At 70.7% G+C, this 16,676-nt stretch carries 16 protein-coding genes; 10 read left to right on the forward strand and 6 right to left on the reverse strand.

Annotated features, from left to right (window positions below; all coding sequences use genetic code 11):
- Positions 1-29: 29 nt before the first annotated feature.
- Together N553_RS0102405 and N553_RS24045 are read right to left on the reverse strand one after the other, a co-directional pair.
- The gene (locus N553_RS0102405; protein WP_028045211.1) at positions 30-2,201 is read right to left on the reverse strand and encodes an MMPL family transporter; all 2,172 of its coding nucleotides are present in this window, start codon (positions 2,199-2,201) and stop codon (positions 30-32) included.
- Positions 2,173-2,823: a TetR/AcrR family transcriptional regulator gene (locus N553_RS24045; RefSeq protein WP_197029886.1), complete on the reverse strand. Its 651-nt coding sequence runs from the start codon at positions 2,821-2,823 to the stop codon at positions 2,173-2,175. The genes N553_RS0102405 and N553_RS24045 overlap by 29 nt, the downstream gene beginning before the upstream one ends.
- 144 nt (positions 2,824-2,967) lie before the next feature.
- On the opposite strand from N553_RS24045, the gene N553_RS24590 reads away from it, so the two are divergent.
- Complete coding sequence (locus tag N553_RS24590; RefSeq protein ID WP_081844323.1) at positions 2,968-3,144, forward strand: DUF2510 domain-containing protein; 177 nt, start codon at positions 2,968-2,970, stop codon at positions 3,142-3,144.
- Here N553_RS24590 and N553_RS0102420 read toward each other — a convergent pair.
- Together N553_RS0102420 and N553_RS0102425 are read right to left on the reverse strand one after the other, a co-directional pair.
- The gene (locus N553_RS0102420) at positions 3,141-4,397 is read right to left on the reverse strand and encodes a hypothetical protein (RefSeq protein WP_197029887.1); all 1,257 of its coding nucleotides are present in this window, start codon (positions 4,395-4,397) and stop codon (positions 3,141-3,143) included. The two genes, N553_RS24590 and N553_RS0102420, sit on opposite strands and share 4 nt — an antisense overlap.
- An 11-nt stretch (positions 4,398-4,408) precedes the next feature.
- A complete protein-coding gene (locus tag N553_RS0102425) occupies positions 4,409-4,783 on the reverse strand; it encodes a hypothetical protein (RefSeq protein ID WP_028045213.1) in 375 nt (124 codons plus the stop codon).
- Between the two features lie 182 nt (positions 4,784-4,965).
- On the opposite strand from N553_RS0102425, the gene N553_RS0102430 reads away from it, so the two are divergent.
- The 7 genes from N553_RS0102430 to N553_RS20710 all read left to right on the forward strand — a co-directional run bounded on the left by N553_RS0102430 (position 4,966) and on the right by N553_RS20710 (position 13,669).
- Positions 4,966-5,436: a hypothetical protein gene (locus N553_RS0102430; protein ID WP_051639768.1), complete on the forward strand. Its 471-nt coding sequence runs from the start codon at positions 4,966-4,968 to the stop codon at positions 5,434-5,436.
- Positions 5,437-5,488: 52 nt separating this feature from the next.
- On the forward strand, positions 5,489-6,709 hold the full coding sequence (locus N553_RS20705) for a hypothetical protein (RefSeq protein WP_051639769.1): 1,221 nt from the start codon (positions 5,489-5,491) through the stop codon (positions 6,707-6,709).
- Positions 6,706-8,082: a Dyp-type peroxidase gene (locus N553_RS0102440; protein ID WP_231505139.1), complete on the forward strand. Its 1,377-nt coding sequence runs from the start codon at positions 6,706-6,708 to the stop codon at positions 8,080-8,082. The genes N553_RS20705 and N553_RS0102440 overlap by 4 nt, the downstream gene beginning before the upstream one ends.
- Before the next feature lie 22 nt (positions 8,083-8,104).
- Positions 8,105-9,871, forward strand: a complete 1,767-nt coding sequence (locus N553_RS0102445; protein WP_028045216.1) for a peroxidase family protein — start codon at positions 8,105-8,107, stop codon at positions 9,869-9,871.
- Positions 9,872-9,906: 35 nt separating this feature from the next.
- Positions 9,907-10,998, forward strand: coding sequence for a DNA glycosylase AlkZ-like family protein (locus N553_RS0102450; protein WP_028045217.1), 1,092 nt, complete (start codon positions 9,907-9,909; stop codon positions 10,996-10,998).
- A gap of 160 nt (positions 10,999-11,158) precedes the next feature.
- Positions 11,159-12,985: a ribonucleoside triphosphate reductase gene (locus N553_RS0102455; protein WP_051639770.1), complete on the forward strand. Its 1,827-nt coding sequence runs from the start codon at positions 11,159-11,161 to the stop codon at positions 12,983-12,985.
- Between the two features lie 24 nt (positions 12,986-13,009).
- Positions 13,010-13,669, forward strand: coding sequence for an anaerobic ribonucleoside-triphosphate reductase activating protein (locus N553_RS20710; RefSeq protein WP_051639771.1), 660 nt, complete (start codon positions 13,010-13,012; stop codon positions 13,667-13,669).
- Here N553_RS20710 and N553_RS0102465 read toward each other — a convergent pair.
- Positions 13,624-14,112 (reverse strand): hypothetical protein, encoded by a 489-nt coding sequence (locus N553_RS0102465; RefSeq protein ID WP_028045219.1) that lies wholly within the window; start codon positions 14,110-14,112, stop codon positions 13,624-13,626. The two genes, N553_RS20710 and N553_RS0102465, sit on opposite strands and share 46 nt — an antisense overlap.
- A 277-nt stretch (positions 14,113-14,389) precedes the next feature.
- On the opposite strand from N553_RS0102465, the gene N553_RS0102470 reads away from it, so the two are divergent.
- On the forward strand, positions 14,390-14,602 hold the full coding sequence (locus N553_RS0102470) for a hypothetical protein (protein WP_028045220.1): 213 nt from the start codon (positions 14,390-14,392) through the stop codon (positions 14,600-14,602).
- On the opposite strand, the gene N553_RS0102475 is transcribed toward N553_RS0102470, so the two are convergent.
- Positions 14,599-16,041, reverse strand: a complete 1,443-nt coding sequence (locus N553_RS0102475) for an FAD-dependent monooxygenase (RefSeq protein WP_028045221.1) — start codon at positions 16,039-16,041, stop codon at positions 14,599-14,601. The two genes, N553_RS0102470 and N553_RS0102475, sit on opposite strands and share 4 nt — an antisense overlap.
- A 201-nt stretch (positions 16,042-16,242) precedes the next feature.
- On the opposite strand from N553_RS0102475, the gene N553_RS0102480 reads away from it, so the two are divergent.
- Positions 16,243-16,674, forward strand: a complete 432-nt coding sequence (locus N553_RS0102480; RefSeq protein ID WP_156043663.1) for a hypothetical protein — start codon at positions 16,243-16,245, stop codon at positions 16,672-16,674.
- Positions 16,675-16,676 lie beyond the last annotated feature (2 nt).

The raw sequence follows: 16,676 nt of genomic DNA on the forward strand, positions 1-16,676 counted from the left end.
AGGTCAGCGCGGTCCGGGGGATCTGGCGCTCAGTGCGACGCGACCGGCTCGTCGGCCTGGGGCGTCGTGTCGGTGAGCCGCAGGTTCGCACCCTCGATGTCGACGTTCGGCGTGATCTTCGCGAGCCAGCCCGGCAGGCTCCAGGCCCGGTCACCCAGCAGCGCGAGCACCGCCGGGACGATCGTCATGCGGACCACGAACGCGTCGATGAGCACGCCGACGGCCAGGCCGAAGCCGATCGCCTTGATGGTCGGGTCGTCGACCAGCGCGAAGCCCCCGAAGACCGACGCCATGATCAGGGCCGCAGCCGTGACCACGCGCGCACCGTGCCCGACGCCCTCGATCGTGGCCTCGGTGGCGTGGCTGCCGTGGACGAACTCCTCGCGCACGCGGGACACGATGAACACCTCGTAGTCCATGGCGAGCCCGAACAGGATCCCGATCATGATGATCGGCAGGAAGCTGACCAACGGACCGGGGTTGTCGATCCCGAAGAGCGCACCCGCCCAGCCCCACTGGAACACGCCGACGACGAGCCCGAACGTCGCGCCGACCGTGAGCAGGAACCCGAATGCGGCCTTGAGCGGCACCATCCAGGAGCGGAAGGCGATGAGCAGCAGGATGAACGACAGCCCGATCACGACCGCCAGGTAGATCGGCAGGGCGGCCGCCAGCTTGGCGGAGACGTCCACGCCGATCGCGGTGGTCCCGGTGATCGCGATGCTCTCCGACGTTCCCTCCGTCTGCGGCTGGACCGCGTCCCGGATCGTCCGCACGAGCTCCGCGGTCTCCTCGGTGCTGGGTCCGCTGGCCGGGATCACGGTGATGAGCTGGGTCTGGCCGGACTCGCTGACGGGGCCGGGCTGGACGGCGACCACGTCGTCGAGGCCCTCGACCGTGCTGGTCACGTTCGCCGCGAGCGCCGCCGTGGACTCCGCGGTGTCCCCCTTGACGACGATGACCAGCGGGCCGTTGACCCCCGGGCCGAACGCCTCGGCGGTCAGGTCGTACGCGACGCGCTGGTGACTGCCCGCAGGGGCGTTCCCGCCGTCAGGCAGGGCCAGGTGCATGTTCAGCATCGGGATCGCGAGGAGCCCGAGGCCGACCACGCCGCCGATGACCACCGGGGTGCGGAACCTGATGACCCCACGGGCCCAGCGGAAGCCGGCACCGTCCTGGGCGTTCGGCGCGATCGAGCCCGAGCGCTGCTTGCGCGGCAGGATGCGCTTGCCGACGAAGCCGAGGAGCGCGGGCAGCAGCGTGATCGCCACGATCACGGCGGTCAGCACGGTGCCTGCCGCCGCCTGACCCATGGTGGACAGGAACGGGATGCCGGCGATGCCCAGACCGACGAGGGCGATGACGACGGTGGCCCCGGCGAACGTCACGGCAGAACCCGCGGTGGCGACCGCGCGGGCGACCGACTCCTCGTAGTCGAGCCCGTCGGCGAGGTTGTTGCGGTGCCGTGAGCTGATGAACAGCGCGTAGTCGATGCCGACCGCGAGGCCGAGCATGAGCGCCAGGATCGGCGCGGTGGAGGTGATGTCGACGTACGAGGTGAGGATCAGCAGCACGCTCATGCCGACGGCGAGACCGATGATCGCGGTCAGCAGCGTCATGCCCGCGGCCACCAGCGACCCGAACGTCACGACGAGGACGACCGCGGCGACGAGCACGCCGATCGCTTCGGTGGCACCCACCTCGGGCGGCGCCTGCGACAGCTCTCCGCCGGAGACGACCTTCAGCTTCTCGGTCGTGGCCGAGTCCCCGAACTCGTCGAAGGCGTCCTTGGCCTCCTGCGAGATGCCGTCCAGCGGTGTGCCGTAGGCGACCGTGACCAGACCGGTACGCCCGTCCTGGCTGACGGCGTGCGAGACCGTCGGGTCGACCACTCCGACGACCTCGGGCAGCGCAGCCGCGTCCTGCAGGACGGGTGCGAGCGCGTCGGCGTCCAGGGTCTGCCCCTCGGGGGCCTGGACGACCAGCGTGGCGGTCGCGCCGGACGCGGCCGGCAGGTCCGTCCGCAGGTCGTCGAGCGCCTGCTGACCCTCGGTGCCGGGGATGGACAGCGCGTCGCTGGTGGACCCGCCGAGGGTTGCGACGCCGATGCCGAGCAGCACCAGGATCACGCCCCAGATCGCGACGACACGACCGCGTCGGCGGTAGGAGAACCTACCCAGTCGGTAGAGGAGCTGTGCCATGTCGGTCTTCCGTTTCGATCGGTGTGGCGGAGGTGGTGGTGGGCGCCACGTCGTCGGGGCTCGCAGTGCTGGCTGGTGGTTCTGGCTGGAGCAGGAGTCGTCTCATGCACGTCTGCAGCAACCGGCGCAGATCGTCGTCGGAGTGGCGGTGGTCGCGGCACTCCGCGATCACGCCGTTGAGTGCGAAGTTGGCGACGTCGAGCTGTTCGGGGCTGTCGCCTCCGGCGAGCAGGACCGGAAGTGCGGTGCACGAGTCGGCGACCGCGATGAAGGACGGGACCTCGGCCAGGAGCTGGGGGCCGTCCAGGACGACGGCGAGGCTGCGGAACTGCACGACGACCTCGATGAACTCGTCGATCGCGCGCTCCTGCCCGTCCGGGCCGGGATGGCTCGCGAGCTCCTTGACCAACGTGTCGAGCTGGAGCGCTGCCGGCTCGAGGACCTCGGAGATGATCGCGGCCTTGTTGGCGAAGTGGTACAGCACGGTGGCCTTCGAGCATCCCACCGCGGCGGCGATGTCCGCCAGGGACGTCTCCTGGTAGCCGCCGTCCACGAACAGCTCGAGCGCCCGGTCGAGGATCTCTCGACGGGTGCGTTCGCGCACGGGCACGGTCGTGGTCACGGGGTGACAGTACCTGACCGATCGGTCAGGCGCCGACCGGTCGGTCAGTTCGAGGACGGCGGCGCCCATGACCGGCGCGTGTCAATCGGGTGAAACCGGACAGATCGCCCAGCCGGCGGCCCGCCGATCTGTCAGGGTCACCCCATGTTCGGCTACCCACCAGCGGGCTGGTACCCCGACGGCGCCACGGTCGGCGTCGTCCGCTGGTTCGACGGCAGCGCCTGGACCGAGCACGTCATGCCCGAGCCCCTGCACAGCAGGCAGCGCGCCCGGGCCCTCGTCTCCACGGTGCCCTCGACCGCCGAGGAACCGACCGGCTAGGTGGCGTCGAACCGCTCGGCGCCGGTGGGCTCGTAGTGCTCCACGTCGTTCATCCGGTGCCGCAGCTGGGACAGCTCCCAGTACATCCGCTTCCTCGCCCGGCTCTGGTTGCCCAGCGGACGGTGCTCGGCGATGGTGTGCCACGGGTTGTAGGACAGCCGCTTCGCGAACTCCATCTGCGCGGGCGAGTCGAAGGTCTGCCTCGGCAGGCGCAGCGTCGCCACCGGTACGCGCGGCGACAGAGCGGTGGGCCACAGCACGCCGGCGTTCTCGATGGGCATGAGGTGCGGGTCGGTCTGCATCTGCACGCGCACCTCGAGCTCGACGTCACCTTCGGCGAGTGACGCGACCATCGCGTCGCGCAGGTAGTCGTCCGGCGGCCGCAGCGGCAGGCGCGGGACGGGGGTCTTCGTGCTCGACGTCGGCCAGACCGAGTACGACATCGCCTGACCCTCGCCCATCAGGTAGGGCACGCAGCTGAAGTAGGGCGCCTCGAACGGGCTGGTCTGGGTCTTGGTGTAGAGACCCTGCATGATCATGTCCAGCACGTGCGGGGCGCGCAGGTTCAGGAAGTAGAACAGCTGCGCGTTCTGCACGCTCCAGCGCTGCAGCGCCGCGTTGGCCTTCACGTCCGGAGTGACGAACGTGGCCGTCGACACGCCGAACATGTCGAGCGTGTGCTTCTCGTCCTCCGCCAGCTTGGGCCCTTCCACGCCCATGAGCTTGATGCTGATGCTCATGAACCCGACGTCGTCGATGTCGGGCGTGATGTACGGACCGGGCCCCGAGAAGCGCACCCAGGCCTTGAAGGTCTGCGGCTTGGCATAGATCCCGCGGCGCATGTGCTCGGGCAGACCGTCGTGCACCGTGAACTCGCCGCGGCAGATGCCCTGCGTCTTGGTGTTGCCGCCACGCTCGAAGCCGCCCGGCTTCCACAGGCCGGTCATCTGCTGCGTGAAGCTGCGCACGATCGAGTCGGTGAAGCTCTCTTCGTCGACGATCATCCGCTCCTGCGCGATCCCGAGGTGCAGGTCACGGCGGTTGATGTTGATGATCGACGTGACGAGCCGCTCGAGACGGTCCTTCAGCAGCGCGTCGAAGGCGGGTCTGACGAACGGGTCGACACGGCGCTCCAGCCTCAGCAAGGCCATCGTGGTGTCGGCCACGACGTCGCGCCACGCCACACCGGTGCTGGAGCGCGGCTGGGGGTGGCTGACGTTCGAGCTCGTGGTGGGCACTCCCGGCGGGCTCACGAGCGGCAGCCTCAGTCGCGGGCGGCGAGGACCGCGAGCGCCGTGTTGACCGAAGAGATGGCCACGGTGGTGACGGCAGCACGTCGCGGGAGGTCACCGCGGATGCCGGACACGGCGGCGGACACCGTGTCCGACGCGTGGATGAGGATCGCCAGGCGGGTCAGCCTGCGTCGCGAGGCGTCGTCCGCGGCCAGCAGCTCGACGCCGAGCAGGATCGTCCGGATGCCGAACATGCGGAACGGGTACATGCCTGCCCGGGCCGCGTGCTCGTCCGTGGTCAGCCGACGCAGGAGCACCTGGGGCGCCAGGAGGCCGAGCGTTCCGTTGACGATGCGGACGACGGCCAGGATCTGACCCGAGCGGCGTGCCACGGTGGATGTCGCCATTGCGTCTCCCCTGATCGACTCCCCTGCCACGTTGACAGCGGCGCTGGTCGCTGTCAACGCCCGCGCGCCGACGCCCGGTATCGCCCGGTTTACGCCTTTACAAGCCTGGTCGGCGAGGCCAGTCTGGAAGGCGATCAGGCCGCGCTCGATCCACCGGCCTGCGGGCAGGGGGAGGCCAGACGATGTTTGGCAGGTCGACGACACGTGAGCGCAAGACCACCGAGGCCACCCTCATGCGGCTCGGCAACCTGCTCCTCGACGAGCTCTTCCGCGCGAGCCCTCCCGGTCCGATCCCCAAGGGAAAGCTGCGCGGGACGGTTCTCGCCTTTCCGGGAAGCCGAGCGGTCAAGCCCATCTCGAAGATCGCACGCGTGCTGTTCTGGCAGGGCAAGGTCGTGGACGCGGAACAGGCCAGCCTGAAGAACCTCGTGAGCCCGTTGCGGCTGCCGTTGATCAAGGCGACGTTGTCCCACGCGGACAGCTGGGTCGACGGTGACCCGATCGTCCTCATCGACTACTCGCGCACCTCGCTCGTGGCCCACATGGTCCGTGACGAGATCCGTCTCGTCGGCCCCAACCTCTACCTCGGGGTCGTCTTCCTGTGGCGCTGGCGCGTCGGCTGGTTCACGCTCCGACAGCGCGGATCGAAGTAGCACTCCGGACCGGCGAGCGACGGGCAGGGCACATGGTCCGAGGGGTTGTTGCATGCCGGCACAGGTAGCGGTCTGCGTCCAGGCGGAGCTCGTCGCCGACCGCGAGCAGGCTGCCCGAGACTTCCTGGCGCAGATCGACGTCGACGCCTTCGACGCGATGGGCACGGTCCACTTCGCCCGTGCCTTCATCCTCGACCGAGTGGTGGACACGGCTGGACGCCCGATCCCGTCGTCGGTGGTCTACATGGCCGACGTCGACGGTTCGGCCGACGGGCACTTCCGGGCCCTGCCGCCCGACCTGCAGACGCTCTTCGGGCACTGCGTGGGCTACCCCACCAACTCGGGCACAGGCGCGCGGCTCAGGTGGTTGCACGAGCACTCGTTGCGGCCGGCCGCCTACTACCGGCACACGGCAGACCGACCCGTGGATCAGATCAGGCGCGAGGCGTACCTGCGCGAGCAGGTCGAGATCGTGCTGGACGAGCTGCCGGACGCCCGGCGAACCTCGGTCGACGAGGTCACCCGCACCGTGTACCGGGCGATGAAGCGGCGCCCGGACCTGTCATGGGCCATCCGACGGCCCGCGAGCCCGGGACTCGCCTACGGAGTGCTCCGGATCGCGACGCTCGTCGCCCTCGCCGGGGCCCTGCTCTTCACGCTCCCCGTCGTCGGACCGTTCCTCGTCGCGTGGGTCCTCGTGGTGCGTTTCCTGGAGCTGCACGACGCCCAGGAGAGCGGGGCGGTCGACGTCGGGCACATCGAGGCGGTCCGACGGCACGAGGACCACGGGGTGCAGAACCCGTTCACGGGCGTGGGGTTCGTCAAGCCCGGGATCGTGCGGCGGCTCACCATGCGCGGCGCGCTGCTCGGCCTCGACCTGGCGTTCCGCCTCGTCATGTACCGCAACAGCCTGTCCGGCGTGCGGACCATCCACTTCGCCCGGTGGCAGCCGGTCGACGGCGGCCGCCGGTTCATCTTCGCGAGCGCCTACGACGGCAACCTCGAGAGCTACATGGACGACTTCATCTCCCGGCTGGCCTGGGGCATCAACCTCGTCTTCGGCAACGGCGTCGGCTTCCCGCGCACGCGCTGGCTGTTCTTCGGTGGCGCTAAGGACGAGATCGCGTACAAGCACTACCTGCGCCGTCACCTGGTCCCGACCGAGGTGTTCTACTCGGCGTACCCGACGCTCGCCGCGATCCACATCGACCGGAACGCCGACGTCCGGCGGGCTCTTCGCGCCCAGGACCGGCGTTGGCTGCAGGCGATGTGAGCGCCGTGACGAGCGAGCGGCTCGACCTGTCGGACGTCCAGGGTCTGGTGGTGCGCGGCTACGGCAAGCTCCCGTGCGCGGCCTACGTGCTGGTGCACGCACCGGAGCCGGACGGCCTGAGGCAGCTGGCCCGGTGGGTCGCTGAGCGGGTCACCTCCGGTGCCGAGAGCCCCACCGACCGGGCGCTGAACGTCGCCGTCACGAGCGAGGGGGTGCGTGCGCTGACCGGGTGGGACGAGCTGCCCGACGGGTTCTCAGAGCCGTTCCGGACCGGGATGGACACCGAGTACCGGAACCGCATCCTCGGTGACACCGGGTCGAACGGACCGAGCGGCTGGCTGTGGGGACGCGCCGACGCCGAGCCCGTCCACCTCGTGCTCATGCTGTACGCCCGGGACGCGTCCACCCTGGCGACGTTCCTGGAGGAGGTCAGCGGGCAGGCGCACGCCGGCGGGGTCCGGGTGCACCGGGTGCTCGCCACCGACGAGCTGAGCGACCGGGAGGCCTTCGGGTTCCGGGACGGGGTCTCGCAGCCGACGATCGCCGGGGTGACCGACGGGCCGAACCCTCCCGAGGCCCTCATGCCCGGCGAGTTCGTCCTCGGCTACCGCAACGAGTACGGCCAACGGTCCGAGCGTCCGCTGCTGGGGCGGTCGCAGGACCCCGACCGGATGCTGGCCCGCGACCGTTCGGGAGCACCGGACCTCGGCCGCAACGGCTCCTACCTGGTCTTCCGCCAGCTCAGGCAGGACGTCGAGGGCTTCTGGGGATGGGTGGATGAGGCGGCCGGCGGCGACGCCGCAGCGAGCCAGCACCTCGCGGCTCGGATCGTGGGCAGGTGGCCCAGTGGTGCGCCGCTGGTTCTCGCCCCCGGAGCCGACGACCCGTCGGTCGCCGACGCGAACGACTTCGGCTACCACCACACCGACGCCCTCGGTCTGCGGTGCCCGGTGGGCGCCCACGTGCGTCGCGCCAACCCGCGCGACTCCCTGCCGCCGAGCCCCGGCACGGAGTCCTCCTTGCGAGGCGTCCGCACCCACCGGATGATCCGCCGAGGTCGGACGTACTCCGACGGTGACGAGCAGGGCCTGTATTTCGTGGCCCTGGGCGCCAACCTGGCCCGGCAGTTCGAGTTCGTCCAGCACGGCTGGCTGAACGGCAACGCGTTCGTGACGCTCGACGACGTGGACGACCCCCTGGTCGGTGCCCGGGCGCACGGGCCGTCGTCGTTCACCGTCCCCGAGCAGCCCGTGCGGCGGCGCTACCGGGACCTCCCCCAGTTCATCCAGGTGCGCGGTGGCGCCTACTTCTTCCTGCCCGGCCTGCGGGCGCTCAACTTCCTCGCGGCACGCCCGCGGGGCGGAACGGACTGAGGACACGACTCTCGGGGGAAAGATGCGCAAGCAGTCGACGTTCGGCAAGGTCGTCGAGTTCTTCGACCAGCGGTTCAGGTGGCACACGTTCCCGACCGTGCTCGGGGTGCTCGCGCTCATCGGCGTCCGGAACACGCTGCGGGCCCGCAACCTGTTCAGCACCACCAAGGGGTCGGGCACCAAGGCACCCGTCCCCGCGCCACCGCGTCACCTCGTCGCACGCACCACCGACGGTTCCTACAACGACCTCGACCACCCCGCGATGGGGATGGCCGGCACGCGGTTCGGCCGGAACGTGCCACTCGAGCTCACGAAGCCCGAGGTCCCGCCCCGGCTGTTCACACCGAACCCCAGGACCATCTCCGAGACCCTGCTCCTGCGCCACGAGTTCAAGCCCGCCACCACGCTGAACGTCCTGGCCGCAGCGTGGCTGCAGTTCGAGACGCGGGACTGGTTCAGCCACGGCACAGACATGGAGCACCCGATCCGCGTCCCGCGTCCTGCGGGCGACGACTGGCCCACCGACCCGATGGAGTGGCCCAGCACGCCCAAGGACCACACCAACCACGCGACCGACGGGTCGGCGACGTTCCTCAACACCGAGACGCACTGGTGGGACGCGTCCCAGATCTACGGGAGCGTCCCCGAGTTCGAGCAGGCCATCCGGACCGGCGTGGGCGGCCGGGTGCGGATCCGCGAGGACGGGCTGATCGACGTGGACCCGGCCCTGCTCGGCACCTCGGGCGGCCGGGACGGCTGGTGGGTGGGGCTCGAGCTCATGCACACGCTGTTCATGCGGGAGCACAACGCGATCTGCGACCGGCTCGCGGCGTCCTACTCGTCGTGGACCGACGACCAGCTGTTCGAGAAGGCCCGTCTGATCAACGCGGCCCTCATCGCGAAGATCCACACCGTCGAGTGGACGCCCGCGATCCTCGGCCACCCCGTCCTGCACATCGCGATGCGCGCCAACTGGTGGGGGCTTGCCGAGGAACGGGTGCACAACCTGGTCGGGCGCCTCAGCTCGAGCGACCTGATCAGCGGCATCCCGGGGTCGCCGACCGACCACCACGGCGTGCCGTACGCGATGACCGAGGAGTTCGTCGCGGTGTACCGGATGCACCCGCTGATCCCCGACGACTACGAGATCCGCGACGCCGTCACCGGCGCCGTCACCGAGAACCTGCAGTTCACGGACCTGCACGGGTTGAGCTCGCGGCCCGTCCTGGAGCGCGCCTCCGCATCGAACGTGTTCTTCTCGCTCGGCGTGGCCAACCCCGGCGCGCTGCGTCTGCACAACAACCCTCGGTTCATGCACCGGCTCGAGCGCGCCGACGGCCACCTGATCGACCTGGCGGCGATCGACGTCCTGCGCTCGCGCGAACGCGGCGTCCCCCGGTACAACGACTTCCGCCGCCTGATGCACATGGCACCCGTGCGCAGCTTCGACGAGCTCGGCGACGACCCCGAGACGGTCGCCCAGCTGCGCGAGGTGTACGACGACAACCTGGAGGACGTCGACCTGGCCGTCGGCATGCTCGGCGAGCAGCTGCCGCGCGGCTTCGGGTTCAGCGACACCGCGTTCCGGATCTTCGTCCTCATGGCGTCGCGCCGCCTGAAGAGCGACCGCTTCTTCGGCGTGGACTTCAACGCGAAGGTCTACACGCCCGAGGGGATGGCCTGGATCGACGGCAACGACATGTCGTCGGTGATCGTGCGGCACTTCCCGGAGCTCGCTCCGGCGGTGCGAGGCGTCCGCAACGCGTTCGCACCCTGGCCGTTGCCCTAGCCCGTCCTGTGGGCGCTCGGTCCTAGGCTCGGGCCGTGCACCGGCTGTCCCGCACCGACGCCCGACGCGTCGCCGTGCGCGCACAGCTGCTCACAGCCGACCGCCCGACCGACGTGCACGAGACGGTCCGCCGGCTCTCGCTCCTCCAGCTGAACCCGACCGCGCCGATCGCCCCGAGCGCGGACCTCGTCCTGTGGAGCCGGATCGGTTCGTCGTACGACCCGGCGGAGCTGCGCGAGGCGCTCGACCAGCAGACGATCCTGGACTACCGGATGACCCTGCGCGTCGCGGAGGACATGGCGCTGTACCGCGCCGAGATGGCGCAGTGGCCGGGCACGGGCGACGCCGTTCCGGGATGGGCGCGGGCCAACCGGCAGTGGGTCGAGGACAACGAGGCGTGCCGGCAGGACATTCTCGCGCTGCTGCGCACCGACGGTCCCCTGACCGCGAGCGAGCTGCCGGACACCTGCGTGCGGCCGTGGCGGTCGTCGGGCTGGAACAACAACCGCAACATCACGATGATGCTCGACCAGCTGGTGCTGATGGGTGACGTCGCGGCCGCGGGCGGGACCGGCAAGGACCGGCTGTGGGACCTGGCCGAGCGGGTCTACCCGCCCGGCCCGGAGATCCCGCTCGGGGAGGCACGGCGGCTTCGCGACGAGCGTCGTCTCGGCGCTCTCGGGATCGCCCGCTCGCGGGGACCCGCGTGCCCGGTCGAACCCCTCGACGTCGGGACCGCCGGGGAGGCGACTGTCGTGGAGGGCGTGCGCGGCGAGTGGCGGGTGGACCCGGCGCTCCTGGATGCACCGCGGTTCGAGGGGCGCGCGGCGCTGCTCTCCCCCTTCGACCGGCTGCTGCACGACCGCAAGCGGATGGCCGAGATCTTCGAGTTCGAGTACGCCTTGGAGATGTTCAAGCCGGCCGCCGCACGCCGCTGGGGCTACTACGCGCTGCCGGTGCTCGTCGGCGACCGGCTGGTGGGCAAGCTCGACGCGGATGCCCGCGCGGGCGCGCTCCGGGTCAATGCCCTGCACCTGGACGTGCCGCTCTCGTCGTCGGAGAGGGACGCGATCGACCATGAGATCGCCGACCTCGCCCGGTGGCTCGGGCTCGGGCTCGACTCGTAGCCGGCCGCCGGGACATCTGCCGTTCGATGTCTTCCGGCGATCCTGTTCGGGGACACGCCGAGGGTGGGTCTAGCCTCAGTCCCACGAATCGAGCTCCACCCCCGCACGGGCGGCGCCGGTCCCTAGTCACCCCCAGGTTTCGACCAGACGAGGACCAGCAATGACCGCTACTTCCGTGCGCCCCCACGGCTCCAGCACGCACCCGACGATCGACGTCGCCAGCACGATGGACGAGTACCTGGACCGCTCCGACTGGCGCGTCAACGCCAACGCGAACCAGGGCTACTCGCTCGGCGGCCTGATCCTGCAGACCGCCGGCAAGGTGACGGCCAACTACTGGCTGTCGCAGGTCTACGAACCGGCGGTCGGGGAGGCGCACCGCGAGGGTGACCTGCACATCCACGACCTCGACCTGCTCTCCGGCTACTGCGCCGGCTGGTCGCTGCGCATGCTGCTCAGCGAGGGGTTCAACGGGGTGCCCGGGACGATCGAGTCGAGGCCCCCGCGTCACTTCTCGTCGGCCGTCGGGCAGATCGTGAACTTCCTGGGCACCCTGCAGAACGAGTGGGCGGGCGCGCAGGCGTTCAGCTCGTTCGACACGTACATGGCCCCCTTCGTCCGGACCGACGCCCTGGCGTACGACGAGGTCCGCCAGCTCGTCCAGGAGCTCGTGCACAACCTGAACGTGCCGTCCCGTTGGGGCACGCAGACGCCGTTCACCAACCTGACGTTCGACTGGACCTGCCCCGACGACCTGCGCGACGAGGTCCCGCTGGTCGGCGGCGAGCCCGTCGACTTCACCTACGGCGACCTGGCCGTCGAGATGGCCATGATCAACCGCGCGTACATCGAGGTCATGACCGAGGGTGACGCGTCGGGCCGGGTGTTCACGTTCCCGATCCCGACGTACAACATCACGCCCGACTTCGACTGGGACTCGGACAACGCCGACCGTCTGTTCGCGATGACCGCCAAGTACGGCCTGCCGTACTTCCAGAACTTCCTGAACTCCGACCTGGAACCCGGCCAGATCCGGTCGATGTGCTGCCGCCTGCAGCTGGACCTGCGCGAGCTGCTCAAGCGTGGCAACGGGCTGTTCGGGTCTGCCGAGCAGACCGGCTCGCTCGGCGTCGTCACGGTGAACTGCGCGCGGCTCGGGTACGTGCACCGCGGCGACTGGGACGGGCTCGTGGCAGCCCTCGACGTCCTGCTCGAGCTGTCGCGAGACTCCCTGGAGCTCAAGCGCGAGGTCATCGACCGGTACATCCAGGACGGCCTGTTCCCGTACACGAAGCGGTACCTGGCCGGCGGTCTGGCCAACCACTTCTCGACCATCGGTGTGAACGGCATCAACGAGATGGTCCGCAACTTCACCGGCGACGCGCACGACATCACCTCGCAGGAGGGCCACGCGTACGCCGTCGCCCTCCTCGACCACGTGCGCGCGCGGATGGTCGAGTTCCAGGAGCAGACCGGCCACCTGTACAACCTGGAAGCCACGCCGGCCGAGGGCACCACGTACCGGTTCGCCAAGGAGGACCGCCGTCGCTTCCCGGACATCCTGCAGGCGGGCACCGACGCCAACCCGTACTACACCAACTCCTCACAGCTGCCCGTGGGCTTCACCGACGACCCGTTCGAGGCCCTCGACCGCCAGGACGAGCTGCAGACCAAGTACACGGGCGGCACGGTCCTGCACCTGTACATGTCGGAGCGGCTCTCGACGCCCGAGGCCTGCCGCAAGCTCGTCCAGCGTGCGCTCGAGAACCACCGCCTGCCGTACATCACCGTGACGCCGACGTTCTCCATCTGCGCCTCGCACGGGTACCTCGCGGGCGAGGCGCTGAGCTGCCCGACCTGCGGCGGCGACACCGAGGTGTGGACCCGCGTCATGGGCTACCACCGGCCCGTCTCGTCGTTCAACGTGGGCAAGAAGGGCGAGCACGAGGAGCGCCTGCACTTCTCCGAGAACGCGCTGTCGTGCTGACGGCCGTGACGCTGATCGGCTGACGTGCTGACCTCCACCACGAGCGACCTGGCCGTCGCAGGCCTGACTCCCCTGTCGACCTGCGACTGGCCGGGCCAGCTCGTCGCCACCGTGTTCCTGCAGGGCTGCCCTCTGGCCTGCACCTACTGCCACAACCCGTCCCTGATCGACCCTCGTGTGCCGGGGACGGTGCCGTGGACGTCCGTGACCGACCTGCTGGGGCGTCGGCGCGGGCTGCTCGACGGCGTGGTGTTCTCAGGTGGGGAGCCGACCCGCCAGCGGGCGCTGCGCGACGCCATGCTCGAGGTGCGGTCGCTGGGTTACCGGGTGGGGCTGCACACGGCGGGGACCTACCCGAACCGCCTGGCGCAGGTGCTCGACCTGCTCGACTGGGTGGGGCTCGACATCAAGTCGGTCCCCCGGCTCTACGCCGCCCAGACGGGTGTCGACGGCTGGGACAAGGCGCTCGCGTCGCTGCGGCTCGTGCAGGCGTCGGGCACCGCGGTCCAGGTCCGGACGACCGTCGACCCGACGGTCCAGACGGCCGCCGACGTCGCGGAGCTGACGGCACTGCTCGCGGCCGTGGGCGTCGACGAGCACGTGCTGCAGGAGGTGCGGCCGGACGGCACGACGACCGCCTACCGGGAAGCGCTGTGCGAGGTGAGGCCCGGAGGTGTCGAGTAGGCGAACCGCGAAGACCACCGGGAGCCCAGCCGGGACGCGGCGAACGCCCCGCCGACGATGGTCGCGAGGAACGCCACGAGTAGGACCACGACGACGGCGGCCCTGCCGGTCGGCATGCGGCCGAGCGTCTCCAGGCCCTCGTCCGTGGCGGTACCCGCCGCCATGGTGATCAGGACCAGGCAGGAGAGCAGCACCCCGGCCCACCGTGCGACCGCGGACCACCGGCGCCTTCCGACCGCCAGGGCGCCGGTCAGCGCGGCCGGGAGCATCAGGACGACGAACAGCAGGACGATCGCGGTCGACGCCTCCCAGGTGAAACCCGTCTCCTCCTGGAAGGCGTACGCCAGGAGCCGCATGAGCACGCGCGCGACGACGCCGGCCACGGCGCCCGCGCACACGGCTGCGAGGAAGGTGGCGGACAGGCGCGGCAAGGGCGTCGGCATGAGCACTCCTTCGGGTCCGCACGGTCGGCTCGGCCAGCTACGAGGAAGAGGCGGGTACTCGACCACTGATACCGCACGCTCTTCGGCGCCGACCACCCCCGATGCACCGGATCCAGGAGTCGCTGCAGCTGCATCGGTGACGTCGCACGCCCACGGCCCCGTCCGCCGTGGGCGTGCCAGGACAGGACCAATGGCCCGGGTCACGGGCGTGCGCTCTTGGGACGATGTCAGAGCCGGCGATCCCGGCGCTCACACCTCGCCCCCACAAGGAGCTCCGATGACCACCGAGACGTTCTCCCTCCCCGCACGACGAGTGACCGCGCGCACGCACGACGTGCTCGAGACGATCTACTCGGCACCGGCGCCGCGGTGGGGCAGCTCAGCGACCGACCATGGCAAGTTCCTGAGCTACCTCGTCGGCAGCATGGTCACCTGGGTCGTGCTCCCGCTCGTGGTCACCGGCGCCTTCGCCGCGCTCCTGTCGCTCTAGGGACCACCGAACCAGGCGGCGAGGGCCTCGGCCAGCCGCGCGTCTGTGTGATCTCCGGCCCAGGCGACGTAGCCGTCGGGCCGGACGAGCACCGCTGACGGTGCCGCGACCTCACCGAGCACGGGCAGCTCCCACACGCCGTCGTGCTGCGCGTCGACGACCCGCACCGGGCCCGCCGGCATGACGGCCTCCACGAGGTTGAGGAGCACCGGTCGGGCGTCGTGCAGCAGGGCGTAGACGCGCGTCGGACCGTCCGCGGTCTGCAGGTCGAGGTCCGGCATGCGTCGCCCGATCAGCGGGTGCCCGTCGCCCAGGTCGTAGTGGACGTCCAGGCCGGAGAGCATCCCGGCGATGCGCCTGCGCGGCTCGTCCATGCGGAGCAGCTCCCCGACGACTGACCGCAGGGCCGCGTGGGAGTCGTCCGGGGTGCTCAGCGCCACCTGGGCCATGATCGTGTGCAGGACCTGGGCACCGACCCGGTGCCGTTCCCGGTGGTACGTGTCCAGGAGGCTGTCCGGCGAGGCTCCGTCGACCACCCGGGCCAGCTTCCAGCCGAGGTTCATGGCGTCCTGGACGCCGATGTTCAGGCCCTGGCCGCCCTGCGGCGGATGCACGTGCGCGGCGTCGCCGGCGAGCAGGACACGCCCCGCGCGATAGGACGACGCCTGGCGGGTCGCGTCGGTGAACCGGGAGATCCACGTCGGGCTGTGGACCCCGTAGTCGGTCCCGTACGCGGCGACCAGCGCGTCCCGGAGATCCTGCAGGGTCGGTTCGCCAGGATCGTCGACGAGCGGTTCCTGCAGCACCACCCGGTACGGGCCCGCGGCGCCGCCGTGACCGATCGGGCCGACGCCTCCCCCCTCCGGGCGCATGCCGATCTGCGGCGCACTCTCCATCGCGACCTCGCCGATGATCCAGCCGACCGTGGCATCCGACCCCACGAAGTCGATCCCGGCCAGCTTGCGGACGATGCTGCGCCCGCCGTCGCACCCGACGAGGTAGGCCGCCCGGAGCGCGTGTCCGTCCGACAGTGCGACGTCGACGCCCGAGTCGTCCTGGGCGATCCGCGTCACCTCCCGCTCCCGCAGGATCGGCATCGACAGCTCGTCGACCCACTCAGCGAGGAGTCGCTCGATCTCGCCCTGCCCGAGCGCGAGCCCGTAGTTGTGGCGGGTGGGGAAGTCGCCGACGTCCATCGGGATCCCGACGAAGCCCGTGATCTGCATGGTCCGCCCCGCGGCGAGGAACCGGTCGACGATCCCGCGCTGGTCGAGCATCTCGAGGGTGCGCGCGTGCAGTCCACCGGCTCGGGTCCCGTCGACCTGCTGGCTGGCGCGTCGTTCGACGACGACCACGTGGACGCCCGCCAGCGCCAGCTCCCCCGCGAGCACAAGCCCGGTCGGGCCGGCACCCACGATCACCACCGAGTGCTCGGTCATTCGGGGTCCCCTCTCGGCGCCGCACCGGACCTACCCGGCTCACCCGCCATCGTCAGCACGCGCGGGTCCTCGGCCGCAACCCCGGACCTGCTTGCCTCGTCCTGCCCAAGACAGGTAGCGAACTACTCAGGGCCCGGAGGCGCAGCGCGGGCAACGTGGTGGTGAAGGGCTCAGCGAGCCCCCCGAACCGCGGAGACCCCCGTGTCCAGGACGGCGCACCTCGGCACTGTGCTCGAGTTCGAGCTGGCACCCGAGACCCCGACCATCGCCGACGAGCCCCGGCAGCCGGCGATCGGGCGTCGGGCACGCGTGACCCTGGGAGCGCTCGGCGTCGCGGCCGCCATCGCCGGTGGGCTCACCGTCTCCGTCGCACCGGCGCTGCCTGACGAGCTCGGCCCACCCGCCGGGATCCAGCCCTTCGACTACAGGCTGTGCCACCTGGCCGAGGTGGCACCTCCCTGGAGCGACCTCGGAGCGCGGTGCGCGCTGGCGCCGCCGGGCTCGCCCTCGGGCGAGGTCTCCGCACGCGACGCGTCGGACGCCGCCACGCCGCGCAGCGTCCCGCCGGGGAGCGGCGACTACGGCACGCGGGAGTCGTCCGAGCCGGCCGTGCAGCGGATGGGTTCTCCCTGAGC

The organism is Cellulomonas sp. URHE0023 (assembly GCF_000688475.1).
GTDB lineage: Bacteria > Actinomycetota > Actinomycetes > Actinomycetales > Cellulomonadaceae > Cellulomonas.